The following is a 19,173-nucleotide window of genomic DNA, read 5'->3' as shown; positions in this document are numbered from 1 at the left end:
TTACATGGTGCGGGAAATATCGGAGCAGTCGGGCAAGGGGGAAGTGCTGATCGTGGAAGACACGCCAGCCTCGCTCAAGCTGCTGAGCGATCTGCTGACGGAGGCTGGATACTATGTGCGGCAGGCGCCTAACGGCGAACTGGCGCTGTGGACCGTGCAATCGCGCCCGCCCGAACTGATACTGCTCGATATCCGCATGCCGGGCATCGACGGCTTCGAAGTGTGCAGGCGCCTGAAAGCAGCGCCCGAACTGAGCCAGATTCCGGTGATTTTCCTCTCCGCCCAGCACGATACGGACGACAAGGTGCGCGGCTTCGCACTCGGTGCGGTGGATTTTATCGCCAAGCCTTTCCAGGCCGAGGAAATACTGGCCCGCACCGATGCCCACGTGCGTCTGGCACGCACCCAGAAGGCGCTGGCGGCTGAACGCGCCATGCTGGAGCAGCGGGTTACCGAGCGCACGGCCGAACTGGTGGCGCTGGCCGCCTCGCTGGAAAAGGAAGTGGAACAGCGCCGCGCCAATGAGGAATTCATGCGCCTGTCCAGCCAGGTGTTCGAAGCGACCCAGGATGCCATTGTGGTCACCGACCGCTATGGCCGCATCGTCGCCTGCAATCCCGCCTTCACGCGGATTTCCGGCTATCCGTCCGGGGAAGTCATCGGGCAGGGCGCAGCGCTGCTGCATGCCGGTGAAGCGGATATGAAGACCTTCCAGCTGATGGTGCAGGCCATCGTCAAGACGGGCCACTGGTCGGGCGAGATTATGGCGCGGCGCAAGAATGGCGATACCTTCCCCGGCCTGCTCAGTCTTTCCGTGGTGCGCGACGCGCAAGGGGAGGTCAGCAACCACGTTGCCGTGTTCATGGATATCAGCGAACGCAAGGCGGAGCAGCATCTGATCGATTTCCTGTCGCACCATGACGCACTCACCGGCCTGCCCAACCGCCTGCTGGCACGCCAGCAGTTCGAGCAGAAGTTTGCCGCTGCCCAGCGCGAGAACCGCTGCGTGGCCGTGATGTGCCTCGATCTGGACCACTTCAAGAGCATCAACGACTCCTATGGCCACGATGTGGGCGACAAGGCGCTGCAGGTGGTGGCGAGCTTCCTGGGCCAGTGCGTGGGCGAAGACAATATCGTTACCCGTCAGGGCGGCGACGAATTCCAGATCATCGTTGCGGACGACCGCCAGCTGGCGCAGACCATGGCGCTGGCGCAGCGCATACTGGCCGGCCTGCGGCAGGAACTGGTGATCGATCAGCACGTGATTACCGTAACATCGAGCATAGGCATCGCCGTGAGCCTTAGCGATGGCGAGAGTTTCGATGAACTGGTGCGCAACGCCGATACGGCGCTGTTCCGTGCCAAGGAAGTGGGGCGTGATAACTACGCCTTCTTCACCGAGCGCATGGATGCGGAAGTGCGCGACAAGCTGGCGATCCAGAGCCAGCTGCGCGGTGCCATCGCGCGCGACGAATTCGAGGTGTATTACCAGCCGCAGATGTGCTTGCAGACCGGTGCCATCGTTGGCGCCGAAGCGTTGCTGCGCTGGGATAATCCGGTGCTGGGACGGGTGCCGCCCAACCGTTTTATTCCGCTGGCCGAGGAATACGGGCTGGTGAACTCTATCGGCGAATGGGTGCTGGCCAGCGTGTGCGCGCAGATCAAGCTGTGGCACGATCAGGGACTGGGCGCCATCAAGGTGGCGGTGAATCTGGCGGCCAGCCAGTTTGCCAATGACGCCACCGTGCCGTATGTAGAAAACACGCTGCGCGACTTCAAGGTGGCGCCGCAATATCTGGGACTGGAAATCACCGAGGGTACGGTGATGGGGGATCCCGACAAGGCGGTGGCGGCGCTGCGCCGCCTGAAAGCCATCGGCGTGAGCATTTCGCTGGACGACTTCGGCACCGGCTATTCCAGCCTCAGTTACCTGAAGCGCTTCCCTATCGACGTGCTGAAGATCGACAAATCCTTTGTCGACGATATCACCACCAACCCGGCCGATGCCGCAATTGCGCTATCGGTGGTATCGCTGGCCCACAATCTGAACATGCGCGTGATCGCCGAGGGCGTGGAGACGCGTGAACAGATGGCGTTCCTGCACCAGCATGGCTGCGATGAAATGCAGGGCTATTATTTCAGCCGTCCTGTCGATGCGGCGGCTTTCACCAGTTTGCTGCGCGAGCGGCGCTGTTTGCAGGACCTGTCTTAAACCGACTCACAGGAGTGTTATGGATAAGAAGTTCAACGCTGCGCTCTCTGGCGCAACCATGCTGCTGGCATTCGGCGCCGCCCTTACCCTGGCGCAGCCTGCCGCTGCTGCTGCTGCTGCCACCGCAGCCGAAAAACCGGCGCCCGGTGCCCAGCCTGCCGATGCCCGTTTCAAGGCCATCTATCAGCAGGAATGGAAGTGGCGCCAGAAGCAGAAGCTGGAAGAGGGCGAGGACGATGACGACAGCGGTGTCGACAGCAGCCTGCCGCGCATCGATGCCGCCACCCAGAAGCAGCGCCTCGACTACTGGCTGGGGGTGATGAAAAAACTTGACGGTATCAGCGAGCGGCAGCTGTCCGCCGCCGAAAAGGTCAACTATCAGGTCTACAAGGCGCAGATCGCTGCGCTGATCGCGGGGCAGCAATTCCGTGAATACGAGAAGCCGCTCAACGCCGATTCGGCGTTCTGGTCTAACCTCGCCAGTGCGGCACGCCGCCCCCTCACGACCGAAAAACAATTGCGCGACTACCTCAAGCAGCTAGCCGATCTGCCGCGCTACTTCAACGACGAGATCGTGAATATGCGTGCCGGTCTGGCGCGCGGTTTCACGCCGCCCCAAGTTACGCTGGTGGGGCGCGACAGTTCCATCACCTCTGTCACCGATGCCAAAACGCCGCAGGACACCGTGTACTACCTGCCGTTCAAGACGCTGCCGGCCAGTATGTCTGCAGTCCAGCAGGATGCGCTGCGCGCCGAAGCGGTGCAAGCCATCGAGACTTCGGTGCTGCCGTCCTACCGCAAGCTGCTGCAGTTCATGCGCGAGGAATACGTGCCGCATGCGCGCGTAGCGCTGGCCGCCGAGAGCCTGCCGGATGGTAAAGCTTACTATCAGTCGAAGATAGTGGAGTTCACCACCACCAGCATGAGCGCAGAGCAGATCCACCAGATCGGTCTGTCCGAAATGGCCAAGATCCGCAGCGAAATGCAGGACGTGATCAAGCAGGTGGCCTTCGACGGCGATCTGCCAGCCTTCCTGCAGTTCCTGCGCACCGATCCCCGCTTCTATGCCAAGACGCCGGAAGAACTGCTGATGCGCTCGGCGTGGGTGGCGAAGAAATTCGACGGCAAGGTAAGCCAGTATTTCGGCTATCTGCCGCGGCGCCGCTTTGCCGTGATTCCCGTACCGGACGATCAGGCGCCGTTCTACACTTCCGGCCGTGGCGGCCCCGGGGTGTATCTGGTCAATACCTATAACCTGCCGTCGCGCGCGCTGTATTCGATGCCGGCGCTGACACTGCATGAATCCGCACCGGGCCATGCTTTCCAGATGCCGGTGGCGATGGAGCAAAAAGGCCGTCCGGCTTTCCGCAACGCCTACATTTCGGCCTTCGGCGAAGGCTGGGCGCTGTACTCCGAGCGGCTCGGCGTGGAGATGGGCATGTATGAAACGCCTTACGAAATCTTCGGCATGCTCAGTTATCAGGCGTGGCGCGCTTCGCGTCTGGTCGTCGATACGGGCATCCACAGCAAGGGCTGGACGCGCAAGCAGGCGCAGGATTATCTGCACGAAAACACCGCACTGTCCGAGCATGAAATCGAAACGGAAGTGGACCGCTATATTTCGTGGCCCGGTCAGGCGCTGTCCTATTATCTGGGCGAGATGAGCATCATGGCGGCGCGCCGCAAGGCGGAAGCTGCACTGGGCAGCAAATTCGATATCCGCGCCTTCCACGACACTGTGCTGCAACTGGGTTCCGTGCCGTTGCCGGTGCTGGAAGCACGCATCGACCGCTTCATCGCGGAGGGCGGCAAGAGCCCCTATCCTCACCTTGACTAGGCGGGTGCCGCACCACCGCGGCGCTTAGTAGCAGCCTCCTTGCAACGGCGCACCGGATTGGTGCGCCGTTGCTGCTTTGGTGCGTGCAAATGCGTAGCGCCATCTCCTATGGGCTGGCATGGTGATTGCATATGCCACCACATGCCTGATACCACCGCCATCCGAGACGACCACGCCGCCAGCCAGCCATGGCAGGCTAGCCTTACGCTCGGCTTTGCGCTCGACGGCAGCACCACCCGCCTGTACGACAACCTGCATGTGGGCCCGCTGCGCGTGCAGAAGGCGCTGTATCCCGAAGGGGATAAGGTATGCCACGCCATCATCGTGCATCCGCCCGGCGGTGTGGTCGGTGGCGACCAGCTCAGCATCGTCGCCAGTGTCGCTGCCAACGCCCATGCGCTGTTGGCGACGCCCGGCGCGGCCAAGTGGTACAAGGCCAACGGCAAGATCTCGCGCCAGCAGGTGAGGCTCGATGTGGCCGCAGGCGGCGCGCTCGAATGGCTGCCGCAGGAAACCATCTTCTTCGATACCGCCCATGTCCAGCTGGAGCAGGAAATCCGTCTGGGCGCTGCTGCGCACTACCTCGGCTGCGAGATACTCTGCATGGGCAGGCGTAGCTCTGGCGAAGTTTATGCCAGCGGCTGCGTGCGTCAGCGCAGCAGCATCTACCTCGACGGTAAATTGATCTGGTGGGAGCAGGGTGCGCTGCTTGGTGGCCAGCTCGATAGCCCCCTATCGATGCAGGGCCAGACCGTCTGCGCGACTTTTCTTGCGGCTGGCCGGCAGGTGCCTGCGCCGCTGCTGGCGGAAATCCGCAACGACATTGCCGCCGATGGCGAGCATCAATTCGGCATTACCCAGACCCGGGGCGTGCTGGTGGCGCGCCATCTGGGCAATGACAGCGAGACGGCGCGCCGTCTGATGCTGGCGGTGTGGTACCGGCTGCGGCCATTTTTTCTGCAGCGCTCCGCTGTCATGCCGCGCATCTGGCAGACCTGAAAGCGATACACCGACATGGACCTGACACCAAGAGAGAAAGACAAGCTGCTGATCTTCACCGCCGGCATCGTGGCGGAGCGCCGCCTTGCGCGCGGCCTGAAGCTCAACTATCCCGAAGCGGTGGCGCTGATTACCTGCGCCATCATGGAAGGCGCACGCGATGGCAAGAGCGTGGCGCAGCTGATGTCTGACGGTACCCGCGTTCTGACGCGGGCCGATGTGATGGAAGGCGTGCCCGAAATGATCCCTGACATACAGGTGGAAGCCACTTTCCCTGATGGCAGCAAGCTGGTCACGGTGCACCAGCCGATTCCCTAAGACTTAACCGTAGCACCGAAAGCAGTAGATGAAACAGCAGAAACCCAGCAAGAACCCATACCGAATCCAGTGTTTGACAAGGAGCTCACGATGATACCCGGTGAATACCTGCTCGAAGAGGGCGAGATCGGACTCAATCAGGGCCGGGCCACGGCAACCGTGGTGGTCAGCAATCAGGGCGACCGTCCCGTACAGGTGGGCTCGCATTTCCATTTTTTCGAGGTGAATACGGAGCTCAAATTCGAACGCTGGAAAGCCTATGGCATGCGGCTCAATATCGCCGCCGGCACTGCCGTGCGTTTCGAGCCGGGCCAGCAGCGCACGGTGGAACTGGTGAAGCTGGGCGGCGAGCAGAAGGTGTACGGCTTTAATGGCAAGGTGATGGGCAAGCTGGCCGACCAGCCGCCCCGTAAATAAGCACGCAATAAGCACACAGATAGGGCAAGGATACCTATGGTAACGATGACGCGGCGCGCGTATGCAGAGATGTTCGGCCCCACCCGCGGCGACCGTATCCGTCTGGCTGATACCGAACTGTTTATCGAGATCGAGCATGACTACGCTACCTATGGCGAAGAGGTGAAATTCGGCGGCGGCAAAGTGATCCGCGACGGCATGGGCCAGTCGCAGCGGCTGGCGGCCGAGGTGATGGATACGGTGCTGACCAATGCCGTCATCGTCGACCACTGGGGCATCGTCAAAGCGGATATCGGTCTGAAGAATGGCCTGATCGCTGCTATCGGCAAGGCTGGCAATCCCGACATCCAGCCCGATGTCACCATGGCCATCGGTGCGGCCACCGAAATCATCGCCGCCGAAGGCATGATCGTCACGGCGGGCGGGGTGGATACCCATATCCACTTCATCTGTCCGCAGCAGATCGAAGAGGCGCTGACCAGCGGCGTGACCACCATGATAGGCGGCGGCACGGGGCCCTCTGCCGGCACCTCGGCCACCACCTGCACGCCGGGGCCGTGGCACCTGCATGCCATGCTGTCGGCCGCCGATGCATTCGCTATGAACTTGGGTTTTCTAGGCAAAGGGAATGTCAGCCTGCCGCAGCCGCTGGAAGAACAGGTGCTGGCCGGCGCCATCGGGCTTAAGCTGCACGAGGACTGGGGCAGCACGCCTGCGGCCATCGATAACTGTCTGAGTGTGGCCGATAAGCTCGACGTGCAGGTGGCCATCCATAGCGACACGCTCAACGAAGGCGGCTATCTGGCCGATACGCTGGCCGCGTTCAAGGACCGCACCATCCATACCTTCCACACCGAGGGCGCCGGTGGCGGCCACGCGCCCGATATCATTGCGGCAGTAGGCGAGGGCAATGTGCTGCCATCGTCCACCAATCCTACCCGTCCCTACACGGTCAATACGCTGGACGAGCACCTCGACATGCTGATGGTGTGCCATCACCTCGACGCGGCGATTGCGGAAGATGTGGCGTTTGCCGAATCGCGCATACGGCGCGAAACCATCGCTGCAGAAGATATTCTGCATGACATCGGCGCCATCTCCATGATGTCGTCCGATTCGCAGGCCATGGGGCGGGTGGGCGAGGTCATCATGCGCACCTGGCAGACCGCGCACAAGATGAAAGTGCAGCGCGGCGCGCTGGCGCCCGATACCGCCCGCAACGATAACTTCCGCGTCAAGCGCTACATCGCCAAATACACCATCAATCCGGCCATCACGCACGGTATCGCCCATGCAGTCGGTTCGCTGGAGGTGGGCAAGATCGCCGATCTGGTGCTGTGGAAGCCGGCCTTTTTCGGCGTCAAGCCTTCCATGATACTCAAGGGCGGCATGATCGCGGCAGCGCAGATGGGCGACCCGAATGCCTCTATCCCTACGCCGCAACCGGTGCACTACCGCATGATGTTCGGCGCCTTTGGCGGCGGCCTGAAAAAGTCCTTCACCTTTGTCTCGCAAGCGGCTTACGACGCCGGCATAGGCCAGCAGCTGCAGCTGAACAAGACCCTTATCGTGGCGCGCAATATGCGCTCGCTGCGCAAGTCCGACATGATCCATAACGGCGCCACGCCCAAGATGGAAGTCGATGCCGAAACCTATGAAGTGCGCGCCGACGGCGAACTGCTGGTGTGCCAGCCGGCCAGCGTGCTGCCGATGGCGCAGCGCTACTTCCTGTTCTAACCAGTCGAATCGAATTGCCATGCTGACCCTACATACCAAACTCGATAGTGCCGAATTGATCGCCGCGCAGCTGGTGCTGCCTTACGAATTGCGCGAGAAATGCCGCTTGCGCGCCACGCTGGATAGCGGCGAAGAAGTGGCGGTGTTCACCGTGCGCGGCACGGTGCTGCGCGACGGCGATCTGCTGACGGGGGAAGACAGGCGGGTGATCCGTGTGGTGGCCGCCGACGAGCCGACTTATCAGGTGACTTGTGCCGATGCGCAGGCCCTGCTGCGTTGCGCCTTCCATCTCGGTAACCGCCACACGCAGGCGCAGGTGGGCGACGGTTTTCTGCGCATCCGTGCCGACGCGGTATTGAAAGAAATGCTGCTGGGACTGGGCGCCACGGTGATCGAGCAGCTCGCGCCGTTCGAACCGGAAGCGGGCGCCTATGGCGGCGGCCACGGCCACCACCACGAAGCCGGCCAGCACAGCCATCTTCTGGCGCCTGTGCCGTTGCGCCAGAAGATACACCGGCCGGGCGACGCGCGCTGATGCAGGCCACAGCCTTATTGCATCTGCTGCAGTTTGCCAGTCCGGCATTGCCGATAGGCGCCTACAGCTATTCGCAGGGGCTGGAGGCGGCGCTGGAGCGGGGGCTGGTGCACGACGCCGCCACGGCACGCGACTGGATAGTGCGTCATCTGCACGAAGTGATGGCGAACTGGGAAGCGCCGGTGTGCTGGCGGCTGATGCAGGCCTATACGCGGCGCGACTGGGTGGATGTGGCTTTGTGGAGCGAGCGCTTTATCGCCTCGCGCGACAGTGCCGAGTTTCGCGCCGAGACCATACAGATGGGCTTTTCGCTGAGCCGGCTGGTAGCGGAACTGGGCTTTGTCGATGATGAAATGCTGGGCCATTTGCAGGGACAGAGCGAGGTGGCCCTGCCCACCGCCTATGCCTGTGCGGTGGCGGCGCTGGGCATACCGCACGAAGCTGCCTTGCTGGCCATGCTGTTTGCCTGGGCCGAAAATCAGGTGCTGGTGTGTGTGAAATCCGTGCCGCTGGGGCAGGTGGCGGGCCAGCGGCTGCTGCTGTCGCTGCGCGCCGAACTGGAGGCGGCAGCGCTGCATGCGCGCAGCGTGCCTGACGATGAAATGAGTAACTGGGCGCCGGGTCTGTCGCTGCTGTCGGCCCAGCACGAAGTGCAGTACAGCCGTTTATACCGATCCTAACAAGAGAGTTTTTATGAGCATTCCATCCAATCCCCTGCGCGTCGGCATCGGCGGCCCGGTCGGCTCGGGCAAGACCGCACTGTGCGAAATGCTGTGCAAAGGCATGCGCGAGCGCTACGACATGGCCGTGATCACCAACGATATCTACACCAAGGAAGATATGGAGATACTGTTGCGTGCCGATGCATTGCCCGCCGAGCGCCTGATGGGCGTGGAAACGGGCGGCTGCCCGCATACGGCGATCCGCGAAGATGCTTCCATCAATCTGGAAGCCATCGCCCGCATGCAGGCCGATTTTCCTGCGCTGGACCTGATACTGGTGGAATCTGGCGGCGACAATCTGGCCGCCACCTTCAGCCCGGAACTGTCCGACCTGACCATCTATGTGATCGATGTGGCAGGGGGCGAGAAAATCCCCCGCAAGGGCGGGCCCGGCATCACCCGCTCCGATCTGCTGATCATCAACAAGACCGATCTGGCGCCCCATGTGGGGGCCGATCTCGATGTGATGGCGCGCGATGCCAAGCAGCAGCGCGGCGCGCGTCCCTTTTTGTTCACCAACCTGCGCAGCGGCGAAGGCGTGCAGGCGGTGATCGACTTTATCCGCGTGCAGGGGCTGATGGAAGCCCGTGCCGCTGCCTGAACCCGAACTTTACCGGAGCACTGATATGAACCCTATCCGATTTATCGCCCTCGCTGCACTCGCTATCGCCAGCACGTATGCGCAAGCCCATGTGCAGGGGGCAGGCTGGCATAGCCATGGATTCCGCGACGGCCTGCTGCACCCGCTGACGGGGCTCGATCATCTGCTGGCCATGCTGGCAGTTGGTATGTGGAGCGTGCGCCAGAGTGCCAAAGCGGCACTGCCGCTGGGCTTTCTGGGGCTGCTGCTGGTGGGCGTGCTGAGCGGTGTGGCGGGTCTGGAAATCCCCGGGCTGGAAGCCGGTATCGCGCTGACCGTGGCTATGCTGGGCGTGCTGCTGGCAGCGGCCGTGCGTTTGCCGCAATGGCTGGCGGCGGCTATGCTGGCCACGTTCGCCATCCTGCATGGCAATGCGCATGGCCATGAACTGCCTGCCGTGGCGAGCACGCTGGGGTTGATGCTGACCAGTGCCTTGCTGGTGTATGCAGGCCGCGTACTGGGCCTTGCGGTGTCGCTGCGGATGCTGAAATGGACCGGTGCTGCGCTGGCGGCGAGCGGCGCCATGCTGCTGACGCTGGCCTGAGGCCAGATAGCGGCGCGCCATCTGGCATCTGGCCCCTGGCGCCAGCGCGGTTTAAGCCTGACGGGAATCGGCCGCGCTGTCCTCGTCTGGACGGCGCTCCTGAAACACGATGGGCGCAGCCTTTTCCGGATACAGGCCCTGGCGGCCGGCAAAACCGGCGCGGATGCGGTCCAAGTCGGTGGCCTGATCGCCCGTCAGTTCTACGTGTTCTACCAGTCCCAGCGATTTGGTGGCGTAGTCGATGTACACCAGCACCAGCGGAACTTTGGCTTCCAGCGCCAGATGGTAGAAACCGCTTTTCCAGTACGGACGATAGCCGCGCGTGCCTTCCGGCGTGATGCCCACCCAGTACCAGTCGGCGGCATTCATGCGGGCTGCCTGCGTCTTGATGGTGCCGCTAGGGGTGCCCCGTTCGACCGGCTCGCCGCCCAGCGAGCGGAACCAGTTACCGAGCGGGGTTTTGAACAGCGAGTCCTTGGCCAGCCAGCGGAAGGGCAGGTCCAGCGCCCACTTGCCGAACAGGCCCACCATGAAATCCCAGTTCGAGGTGTGCGGGTAGATGACGCAGATGCCGCGCGGGCCGGGTAGCGGACGGAACAGCAGTTTCCAGCCGAACAGATGTAGCACGCGCAAGGCGGTGCGCTGGCCCCACTTGGGCAGGTCGGCCGGCTTTAATTGAAAATTACTCATTTGTTTGATCCCGTCGTTGTTTTAATATTTTCACTATTGACAGGTCGGCACATCCCTAGTCAAAAAAACTGCGCAGGCATTCTATATTGCTGCCGTAGTTGCGGCAAGCAACTTGTTCTGGTTCAAATGACAAGAGCGAACTATTGTCATTTATGCCAGTCCAACCGGCATGACCTCTCACTCTGCCATTCTTTGTGTGACGCTAGGCAAAGTGCCGTCACCGGCGTCTCTGGCGCAAGCCGTCGCAGGCTATTCGCTTCATCAAGTTGCCAGTCTCAAGGAAGCGGAACGGCTGCAGGTTCTACAGCCTGTGCGGGTGGGCTTGCTGCTGATCGGTACCGAATTTAGCGAGCCTCCCGCAGCACTGGAAGAGTTCCTGCTGCGGCACTGGCAGGTGCGCTGGGTGGCGTTGCTGCCACCTCGCTTGCTGTGTCAGCCTTGCTGGCGCGCGCTGGTGCATGCCCACTGCCATGATTTCCACACCATGCCGCTCGATGCGGCTAGGCTGGGCCAGACGCTGGGCCACGTGCAGGGACTGGCGGCGCTCGGCACAGCGCTGTTGCCGGCGACAGCGCCTGTGTTGCCGCATATGGTGGGCATCAGCAATGCCATGACGCGCATGCGTGGCCAGCTGCAGCGTGTGGCCGGGGTGCTGGCGCCCGTGCTGATCAGCGGGGAAAGCGGCAGCGGCAAAGAACTGGTGGCGCAGGCTGTGCACGGACTGTCGGCGCGCCGCAAGGCGCCGTTTATCGCGGTGAACTGCGCGGCCTTGCCGGCCTCGCTCATTCATGCCGAGCTGTTCGGTCATGAACGGGGCGCCTACACCGGCGCCAGCCGCGAACGGCGCGGTCTGATCGAAGCGGCGCAGGGGGGCACGCTGCTGCTCGATGAGATCGGCGATCTGCCGCTGGAACTACAGGCCAGTCTGCTGCGGTTTTTACAGGAAAAGACCATTCTTCGGCTCGGTTCTACCGTCAGCCGCACAGTCGATGTGCGGGTGCTGGCGGCGACCCACGTTGATCTGGCGCAAGCGGTCGCACGGGGCAGTTTTCGCGAGGACCTGTATTACCGCCTGAATGTGCTGTCGCTGGAAGTGCCGCCCTTGCGCCAGCGACGCGAAGATGTGCTGCCGCTGGCGCAATACTTCTTCCAGCAATATGCCGGTGAACGCAGTCGCCAGTTGCGCGGTTTCAGCCGCACTGCTGCACAGGCGCTGGCGGCGCATGACTGGCCCGGCAATGTGCGCGAACTGCTGAACCGGGTGCGGCGCGCCATGGTCATGGCGGACGGGCGCTGGATCATGCCGCCAGATCTCGGCCTGGAGGCAGTCGCGCGCAGCCGAGCGGAGCTGGGGCTGGACGATGCGCGCGTGCTGGCCGAGCGCGCTGCGATCGCCGCCAGCCTGCTGGAAGCCGGCAGCAATGTCGCGCAGGCGGCGCGGCGTCTGGGGGTGTCGCGCATGACGCTGTACCGCCTGCTGGCCAAGCATGGCATCGCAGTGCGGTCACACCAGCGTGACACTCTGCGCTCAGCACCGGATTGATAGATGCTTCATTCGTCGTTGTGGCCAGCCGGCCTGGCAGTGGGGTGATGCTTATACCCGCCGTGTCGCATGGCTGTGACACCCTGCGCAGGGCCGCTTGCCTCAATCTTCAGCGGGCGACGCTGGCAGCGTCGAAATAACTCTTCCAGTCAAGGACTTAGGTGGCAGGCATTCAGGGTGGCACCGTGTTTGCCTAGAGAGGACTATCGGGTGCAGGGCGGCCCGGTACCCCCCCATTTTTTCCTACAACTTGTCGAAGCAGGAGTCTCTATGAAGAAAACCTTAATTGCCACGGCGCTGGCATTGGCTTTTGGCAGCAGTATGGCCCAGACCACCACAACCCAGTCCGGTGCTGGCGCTCACGCTAATGACGCCTCGTCAGCAGTACAAGATAGCAGCAGTAACAGCAACCGGAGCAGCGGCGCCGCCACTGCGAGTCAGGTGGGTGCCGCAGCGGCCAATAACGGCGCCACGGCCAGTTCTGCGATCAGCAATTCCTATAACACTTCAGCCGCTAACGCGAATAGCACCCTCAGTGGCTCGGTATCAGGCAACACCGTCCAGAATATCGGCAACAACGCCAGCAATAGTGCCGGTAGTACTGGCGGTGACGGCTATGGCGGCGTGGCTGGCAGCGCAACGGGCGGCACAGCCAGCGGCAGTGGTGGTTATGGTGGCGACAGCTATGGCGGCAACGGCGCCGCTGGTGGCAATGGTGGCAACGCCGTGAATGGCAGTGCCAGCAACGGCAGTGCCTCGGCTGGCGGTGGTACTGGCGGCGCCGGTGGCGCGGGTGGCTATGCCGCCGCTGCGAGCAGCGGTGCTGGCGGCGCTGGTGGCATGGGCGGCGCCGGTGGTGCAGGCGGACGGGGCGAGGTGGCCACGGGTGGTGCCGGCGGTAGCGGCGGTGCAGGCGGCATGGCCAGTGGCGGTGCAGGCGGCGCCAACGGCCCGGCAACGGGTGGCGCTGGCGGTATGACGGGTACGGCTACCGGCAGCAACGGCGGCAACGGCGGGGTCACCGGCAATGCCGGTAATGCCAGCGCCAACGGCGGCAGCAGTGGCGCCGGTGGTGCCGCTTCGGGTGGCAGCAACACGGCAGGCAATGGCGCGGCAGGTGGTGCGGCCACCAGCGGTGCCGGCGGCACCGGCGCCGCAGCCAGCCAGACCAGCGGTGCAGGCGCCTCGGCCAGTACCGGCAATAGTGGCGCTGGCGGTACCGGTGGCGCCGCTAGCAGCACGGGCGCGGCCGGTGGCGCGGGTGCAGCGGGTGGCAATGGTGCTGCCAGCGGCAGCGCCAGCAATACTGCCGGCAGCGGTGCAACCGGTGGTGCCGCAGCAGGTGGCAGCGCCAGCAATGGCAACCCCACCAATGGCAGTTCGACCGGTGGTGCCGCCGGCGCTGGTGGCGCTGGCGGTGGGGGCAATCTGGCCGGTGCCGGTGGTAGTGGCGGCACCAATACGGGTGGCGCTGCGACAGGCGGTGCCGGCAGTGGCGGTATCGGCGGGGCAGGCGGCAACGTTTCGGTCGACGCCGGCACTTTTAACATGTCTAACGCCATGAGCAATGTCGGCCAGTCCGCCGCTGGTGTAATGGTGGTGGCGCAAAACAGCGGCATTTCGTCGCTGGTACAGCAGAGCGTCAACGTGCAGGCCAATCTGGCTGTCGGCAAGTAATGTCCGGGCGGGCTGCGTACAGCAGGATGTGGCCCGCCCAGAAACAGGGAGCGATAATGCAAAAATTCTCGGAAGTGATAGCAGGCTTGCTGTGCATGGCTGTGTCGGCCGCCGGCGCGGCACAGGAGCGTGGCGGAGAGGTGCAGCAGGGGCAGCACGAGCTGCCGCGCCAGCTGCGAGCGCAGGCGGGCTGGCGGCCGCTGGCGCCGCAGGCGCTGGCCGATAAGCGTGCCGGTAGCGATACGGTCAGCAACAACATGGATGTCGCTGGCACAGTCAGCGGCAATGCCGCCATCAACGTGGTGACGGGAGCGAACGCCATATCCGGCGCATCGTTTGCCAACGCGGCCGGTCTGCCGGTGGCTATCCAGAACTCGGGCGCGAATGTACTGATCCAGAACGCCACCATCATCAATGTGCAGATGCGATGAAGCTGCGCACTATCGTGGCCGCTACCTTGCAGCTGCTGCTAGCGGGCAGCACGCCGCTGACCAGCGCTGCCGATCTGCCCCTGCCGGGTGGCGGCGGTGTAGCGGTACCCGTCACCAGCATCAAAGCTGGGCGCTTTCTCACTACCGTGCATCAGCAGACGGATTTTAGCTGCGGCTCGGCGGCGCTGGCAACGCTGCTGACCTATCACTACGGCCGAGCGGTGAGCGAGCAGCAGGTGTTCGATGCCATGCTGGCTCGCGGCGATCCGCAGCGCATACAGCAGCAGGGATTTTCGCTGCTCGATATGCAGCGTCTGCTGGCGAGTCTGGGGCTGATTGCCGATGGCTACCAGCAGCCGCTGGAGAAACTGGCACAGGCCGGTCTGCCCGCCATCGTGCGCATAGCCGAGCAAGGCTATTCCCATTTCGTTGTTATCAAGGGCGTACAGGCGGACCGTATTCTGCTTGGTGATCCGGCCAGCGGCACCCGCGCTCTCAGCCGTACGCAGTTCGAGCATATCTGGCAGGACGGTCTGCTGTTCGTGATCCACGAGTGGCCGGGCCAGCCCCGTTTTAATCTGGCCGCTGACTGGCAGGTGGCACCGCAAGTGCTACTGGCTTCGGCGGTGAGCAACGTGATACCGGCCATGTCGGTGTTGCCCAAAACAGGCAGCGGAAATTTCTAGAGGAGTCGATATGCAGCGTAAGAAACGGCGATCGCCATGCGGCTGGCTGATCTGTGCTTTCGGCCTGTGCGGGCCCGCACCGGCAGCTTCCTTGCCGGAGGACTGGCAGGCAGTCAGTGCCGCGCAGCTGGAACAGGCGCGCGGCGGCTTCGAGCCGGGCAACGTTCTGCTGGTGAGTCTAGGTGTAGAACGTTTGGTTTCGATCAATGGCGGTGTTGTAGCCAGTAGTCGGTTTGACTACGCAGATGTGACAAAGTTGAGCGCTGCGGAGATCAGCGCGGCCAGTGTGGCGCTGGCCGGTGTGCGGGTGAGCGATGGCGGCGCGATGGCCCTGCCGGATAGCCCCGGTGCACTGCTGATCCAGAACAGTCTGAATGATCAGGCTATCCGCAGCCAGACCACCATCAGCACCACTGTCAGCAACCTGGCCATGCTCAACAGTCTGAATTTTGAAGGCGTACTGAGGGCAGCTCTGAGCGCGGCAGTGGGACCTAAGTAAACACCAGCGCGGAGGGCAGGCATGCCGAAGTTACAGCAGAAATCAGAGTCGAAGTGCAAGCGGAAATTCAATATCAGGCTAGCGCTAGCGCTGGCATTGATCAGCGGGGCCACGTCAACTGTCGCGCGGGCCGACGCTGCCACAGCGCCCGCTGTTGCGCCACTGTTCGAGCAGCCGGGCGTACTGACGCCGCGTGGCGATCTGATCGTCGAGCCGTCGGCGCAATTCGGCTATTCGTCCAGTAATCGCGTGGTACTGGTGGGTTACACCATCATTCCTGCCTTGCTGATCGGGCTGGTAGATGTGCGTGAGGTCAAGCGCAACACCGCCACTGCGGCACTGACTCTGCGCTACGGGCTGGGGCGCCGCGCCGAGGTCGAGCTGAAGCTGCCGTATGTGTATCGCTCCGATTCGACTGTCAGTCGCGAACTCTTCACCGGAACTGGGGTCGACCGGGTATTCGAGACTAGCGGCAAAGGCATAGGGGATGCCGAACTGGCGCTGCGCTACCAGCTCAATCAGGGTGGTAATGACAGCCCCTATTATGTGGCGGGCTTGCGCTTCAAATCGCGCACGGGGCGGGATCCGTTCAGCGTGGTGACCGATTGTACGCGTCGCTGCGTGGGCGCCGATGCCACCGGCACCGGCTTGCCGCTGGATTTGCCCACCGGCTCGGGCTTCTATGCGCTGCAGCCCAGTGTCACCTGGCTATACGCGAGCGATCCTGCCATACTTTTCGGCGGCATCAGCTACCTGTATAACTTCAAGCGTAACAACGTCAGCCGGCGCGTGCTGGCGGGTGAACTGGAGCCGCTGGGCACGCTGGCACCGGGTGCTGTGTTCGGCTTTAATCTGGGCCTGGGTCTGGCCCTCAACGATAAGGCCCTGATCAGCTTCGGCTATGACCACAGTTCCATCGCCCGCACCAGACAGAACGGGGTGGCGGTGCCCGGTTCAGTGCGGACCCAGCTGGGAACCCTGCTGATGGGCTTGTCCTACCGGCTCAGTGCAAAGCGCACCGTCAGCGTCGCCATCGGTGCCGGATTGACGCGCGATACGCCCGATGTGCAGTTGTCGGTGCGCATGCCCATGACGTTTTAGCAGCAGGCAAACACGGCCGTGGAATTTGCGGTATCGTAGCGTTTCTTCTCTAAAAAATAACAAGGAGCGCCATGATACCCTTTAAACTGAGCCGTTCTGTCGCTGTGCTGGTTGCCATCGCAGCCGCGAGTTCTGTCGCGCAGGCAGCCGCGCCGATGGCAAAATTCCAGGCCCCGGGTTTCTATCGCACCACGCTCGGTGATTTCGAAGTGACGGTGCTGAACGACGGTACGGTAGATCTGCCGGTCAACAAGCTGCTCAAGCAGCCCGCGGAGAAAACGGATGCAGCATTGGCCAAGGTGTTCGAGCACAGCCCGCTGGAAACGTCCGTCAACGGCTTCCTGATCAATACGGGTAGCAAGCTGGTGCTGGTTGATGCCGGTGCGGCCAGCCTGTTCGGTCCCACGCTGGGCCGTCTGCTGAGCAATCTGAAGGCCTCCGGCTACCAGCCCGAGCAGGTCGATGAAATCTACATCAGCCATATGCACAGCGATCACGTGGGCGGCCTGTCGTCCAACGAGCAGCGCGTATTTCCTAACGCCGTCGTGCGCGCCGGTAAGCTCGATGCCGACTATTATCTGAATCAGGCCAATCTGGACAAGGCCGGACCGGAAGCCAAGGATAACTTCCTCGGCCCCATGGTGTCGGTCAATCCGTATGTGAAGGCGGGTAAGTTCCAGCCCATCGTGGCCAATACGGAACTGGTGCCCGGTGTGCGTTCCTACTTCAACGGCGGCCATACGCCAGGCCACATTACTTATGTGATCGAGAGCAAAGGGCAGAAGCTGGTGCTGCTGGGCGACCTGCTGCACGTGGAAGCTGTGCAGTTTGCCGATCCGGGGGTGGGCATCCAGTTCGACACGGATAGCAAGATCGCGATTGCCGAGCGCAAGGAAGCTTTTGCTGCGGCGGTCAAAGGCGGTTATCTGATCGGCGCGGCGCACCTGCCATTCCCGGCACTGGGCCATGTGCGTGCGGCAGGCAAGGCTTACGAGTTCATTCCGGTGAACTACACCCAGCCACGCTAGGCAACGACCAGCGTAACGCCGGCAAGCAGATGCCGCTTACGCCACGCAGTGATCTACTCTGCGCAGCAATAAAAATGGGCTCGGTGCAGACCGGGCCCATTTTATTAGTGCGCATGCTCAGAGCCGTGCGCCGGATTAAGCGGCCGGATTAAGCGGCCGTATCAGGCCAGTGCCGGATAGTCGGTATAGCCTTCCGCCGTGGCGCCGTAGAAAGTGGCAGGCTGCCAAGGGTTGAGGCTGGCATCCTTTTGCAGACGGCTGACCAGATCGGGATTGGCGATGTAGTCCTTGCCGAATGCCACTGCATCGGCCTTGCCCGCATCCAGCAAAGCCTGTGCGCCCGCCTTATCCAGTTTTTCGTTGGCGATGTAGACGCCGCCGAAAGCTTCCTTCAGCAAGGGGCCCAGACTGTCCGGGCCCACTGCTTCGCGGGCGCAGATGAAGGCAATCTTACGTTTGCCCAGCTCCTGCGCCACGTAGCCGAAGGTGGCGGCGGGATTGCTGTCGCCCATATCGTGCGCATCGCGGCGCGGTGCAAGGTGCATGCCGACGCGGCTGGCGCCCCAGACTTCGATGCAGGCATCGGTGACTTCGAGCATCAAGCGGGCACGGTTTTCGATCGAGCCGCCGTAGTTGTCGCTACGCTGGTTGGTCTTATCCTGCAGGAACTGGTCGAGCAGGTAGCCGTTGGCGCCGTGGATTTCCACGCCGTCAAAGCCTGCTTTTTTGGCGTTTTCCGCCCCCAGCTTGTAGGCGGCTACGATGCCGGCCAGTTCGGCCGTTTCCAGTGCGCGCGGCACAGGGTAGGGGCGTTCCGGCCGCAGCAGGCTGACGTGGCCCTGCGCAGCGATCGCGCTAGGCGCTACCGGTGGCTCGCCGGCGAAGAAGCTGGGGTCGGAAATCCGGCCCACGTGCCACAGCTGGGCAAAGATGCGGCCGCCAGCAGCGTGCACGGCCGCCGTGACCAGCTTCCAGCCTTCTACCTGTTCATCCGACCACAGGCCCGGCGTATTTTCATAGCCCACGCCCTGTGGCGTGACGGCGGTGGCTTCGCTCAGAATCAGGCCGGCGCTGGCGCGCTGGGCATAATATTCAGCCATCAGGGCATTCGGCACGCGGCCGCCGCCGATAGCACGGGCACGCGTCAGCGGGGCCATGACGATACGGTTTTTCAGCGTCAGGTCGCCGATAGTAATGGGGTCGAACAGAGTAGCCATGTAGGGTTCCTATAATGTCATTTGAGCGATGAAGGCCGCGATGGTTGCTTCATTGCGTTTAAAGTAATTCCACTGACCCACCTTCTGGTTGGTGATCAGGCCCGCCTTCAGCAGGATGGCCAGATGCGCCGACACGGTGGACTGCGATAAACCGGTCTGCTGGTCGATCAGACCGGCACACACGCCCAGACTCAGTGGATGCTGCTGTGCTGCGAAATACACCTCGGGCTCCTTCAGCCACGCCAGTATCTGGCGCCGCATCGGGTTGGCAAGGGCTTTGTGGATAGCGTCTATGTCCATCTTCTTACCTCGGGCTATGCTGGGTCCTATATGCATCGCA

At 62.8% G+C, this 19,173-nt stretch carries 20 protein-coding genes; 17 read left to right on the top strand and 3 right to left on the bottom strand.

Annotated elements, in window-relative coordinates; genetic code table 11:
- Positions 1–4 precede the first annotated feature (4 nt).
- The 10 genes from GTP27_RS00510 to GTP27_RS00465 all read left to right on the top strand — a co-directional run bounded on the left by GTP27_RS00510 (position 5) and on the right by GTP27_RS00465 (position 9,961).
- The gene (locus GTP27_RS00510) at positions 5–2,212 is read left to right on the top strand and encodes a two-component system response regulator (protein WP_161037246.1); all 2,208 of its coding nucleotides are present in this window, start codon (positions 5–7) and stop codon (positions 2,210–2,212) included.
- 19 nt (positions 2,213–2,231) lie between these two features.
- A complete protein-coding gene (locus tag GTP27_RS00505) occupies positions 2,232–4,049 on the top strand; it encodes a DUF885 domain-containing protein (RefSeq protein WP_161037245.1) in 1,818 nt (605 codons plus the stop codon).
- A gap of 141 nt (positions 4,050–4,190) precedes the next feature.
- Positions 4,191–5,048 (top strand): urease accessory protein UreD, encoded by an 858-nt coding sequence (locus GTP27_RS00500; protein WP_161037244.1) that lies wholly within the window; start codon positions 4,191–4,193, stop codon positions 5,046–5,048.
- Positions 5,049–5,063: 15 nt separating this feature from the next.
- Positions 5,064–5,366, top strand: coding sequence for an urease subunit gamma (locus GTP27_RS00495; protein WP_161034481.1), 303 nt, complete (start codon positions 5,064–5,066; stop codon positions 5,364–5,366).
- 90 nt (positions 5,367–5,456) lie between these two features.
- On the top strand, positions 5,457–5,783 hold the full coding sequence (locus GTP27_RS00490) for an urease subunit beta (RefSeq protein WP_155433827.1): 327 nt from the start codon (positions 5,457–5,459) through the stop codon (positions 5,781–5,783).
- Positions 5,784–5,819: 36 nt separating this feature from the next.
- Positions 5,820–7,520, top strand: coding sequence for an urease subunit alpha (gene ureC / locus GTP27_RS00485; protein ID WP_161037243.1), 1,701 nt, complete (start codon positions 5,820–5,822; stop codon positions 7,518–7,520).
- 19 nt (positions 7,521–7,539) lie between these two features.
- Positions 7,540–8,055 (top strand): urease accessory protein UreE, encoded by a 516-nt coding sequence (gene ureE, locus GTP27_RS00480; protein ID WP_161037242.1) that lies wholly within the window; start codon positions 7,540–7,542, stop codon positions 8,053–8,055.
- Positions 8,055–8,735 carry an urease accessory protein UreF gene (locus GTP27_RS00475; protein WP_161037241.1) on the top strand — a complete coding sequence of 227 codons (681 nt, stop codon included), beginning with the start codon at positions 8,055–8,057 and terminating at the stop codon, positions 8,733–8,735. The genes ureE and GTP27_RS00475 overlap by 1 nt, the downstream gene beginning before the upstream one ends.
- Before the next feature lie 13 nt (positions 8,736–8,748).
- Complete coding sequence (gene ureG, locus GTP27_RS00470) at positions 8,749–9,378, top strand: urease accessory protein UreG (protein WP_161037240.1); 630 nt, start codon at positions 8,749–8,751, stop codon at positions 9,376–9,378.
- Positions 9,379–9,403: 25 nt separating this feature from the next.
- The gene (locus GTP27_RS00465; protein ID WP_161037239.1) at positions 9,404–9,961 is read left to right on the top strand and encodes a HupE/UreJ family protein; all 558 of its coding nucleotides are present in this window, start codon (positions 9,404–9,406) and stop codon (positions 9,959–9,961) included.
- A gap of 51 nt (positions 9,962–10,012) precedes the next feature.
- On the opposite strand, the gene GTP27_RS00460 is transcribed toward GTP27_RS00465, so the two are convergent.
- Positions 10,013–10,651, bottom strand: a complete 639-nt coding sequence (locus GTP27_RS00460; RefSeq protein WP_161037238.1) for a 1-acyl-sn-glycerol-3-phosphate acyltransferase — start codon at positions 10,649–10,651, stop codon at positions 10,013–10,015.
- 169 nt (positions 10,652–10,820) lie between these two features.
- Here GTP27_RS00460 and GTP27_RS00455 point away from each other — a divergent pair, with 169 nt between their 5' ends.
- The 7 genes from GTP27_RS00455 to GTP27_RS00425 all read left to right on the top strand — a co-directional run bounded on the left by GTP27_RS00455 (position 10,821) and on the right by GTP27_RS00425 (position 17,616).
- Positions 10,821–12,194, top strand: coding sequence for a sigma-54 dependent transcriptional regulator (locus GTP27_RS00455; RefSeq protein WP_161037237.1), 1,374 nt, complete (start codon positions 10,821–10,823; stop codon positions 12,192–12,194).
- 270 nt (positions 12,195–12,464) lie between these two features.
- Positions 12,465–13,871, top strand: coding sequence for a hypothetical protein (locus GTP27_RS00450; RefSeq protein ID WP_161037236.1), 1,407 nt, complete (start codon positions 12,465–12,467; stop codon positions 13,869–13,871).
- 56 nt (positions 13,872–13,927) lie between these two features.
- Entirely contained in the window at positions 13,928–14,302 is a 375-nt protein-coding gene (locus GTP27_RS23695) for a hypothetical protein (protein ID WP_229633258.1), read from the top strand.
- Complete coding sequence (locus GTP27_RS00440) at positions 14,299–14,988, top strand: C39 family peptidase (RefSeq protein ID WP_161037235.1); 690 nt, start codon at positions 14,299–14,301, stop codon at positions 14,986–14,988. Before GTP27_RS23695 ends, GTP27_RS00440 begins: the two co-directional genes overlap by 4 nt.
- 10 nt (positions 14,989–14,998) lie before the next feature.
- Positions 14,999–15,487: a hypothetical protein gene (locus tag GTP27_RS00435; RefSeq protein WP_161037234.1), complete on the top strand. Its 489-nt coding sequence runs from the start codon at positions 14,999–15,001 to the stop codon at positions 15,485–15,487.
- A 21-nt stretch (positions 15,488–15,508) separates the two neighbouring features.
- Positions 15,509–16,588 (top strand): acetate kinase, encoded by a 1,080-nt coding sequence (locus GTP27_RS00430; protein ID WP_308495148.1) that lies wholly within the window; start codon positions 15,509–15,511, stop codon positions 16,586–16,588.
- Positions 16,589–16,659: 71 nt separating this feature from the next.
- Positions 16,660–17,616 carry an MBL fold metallo-hydrolase gene (locus GTP27_RS00425; protein WP_161037233.1) on the top strand — a complete coding sequence of 319 codons (957 nt, stop codon included), beginning with the start codon at positions 16,660–16,662 and terminating at the stop codon, positions 17,614–17,616.
- A 161-nt stretch (positions 17,617–17,777) separates the two neighbouring features.
- Here GTP27_RS00425 and GTP27_RS00420 read toward each other — a convergent pair whose 3' ends face one another.
- Both GTP27_RS00420 and GTP27_RS00415 read right to left on the bottom strand, forming a co-directional pair.
- Positions 17,778–18,833, bottom strand: a complete 1,056-nt coding sequence (locus GTP27_RS00420; RefSeq protein WP_161037232.1) for an alkene reductase — start codon at positions 18,831–18,833, stop codon at positions 17,778–17,780.
- Between the two features lie 9 nt (positions 18,834–18,842).
- On the bottom strand, positions 18,843–19,133 hold the full coding sequence (locus GTP27_RS00415; protein WP_202416461.1) for an ArsR/SmtB family transcription factor: 291 nt from the start codon (positions 19,131–19,133) through the stop codon (positions 18,843–18,845).
- Between the last annotated feature and the right edge of the window lie 40 nt (positions 19,134–19,173).

The organism is Duganella qianjiadongensis (genome assembly GCF_009857915.1).
In the GTDB taxonomy this organism is placed as follows: domain Bacteria; phylum Pseudomonadota; class Gammaproteobacteria; order Burkholderiales; family Burkholderiaceae_D; genus Rugamonas; species Rugamonas qianjiadongensis.
This window is presented reverse-complemented; position numbering and strand designations above follow the sequence as displayed.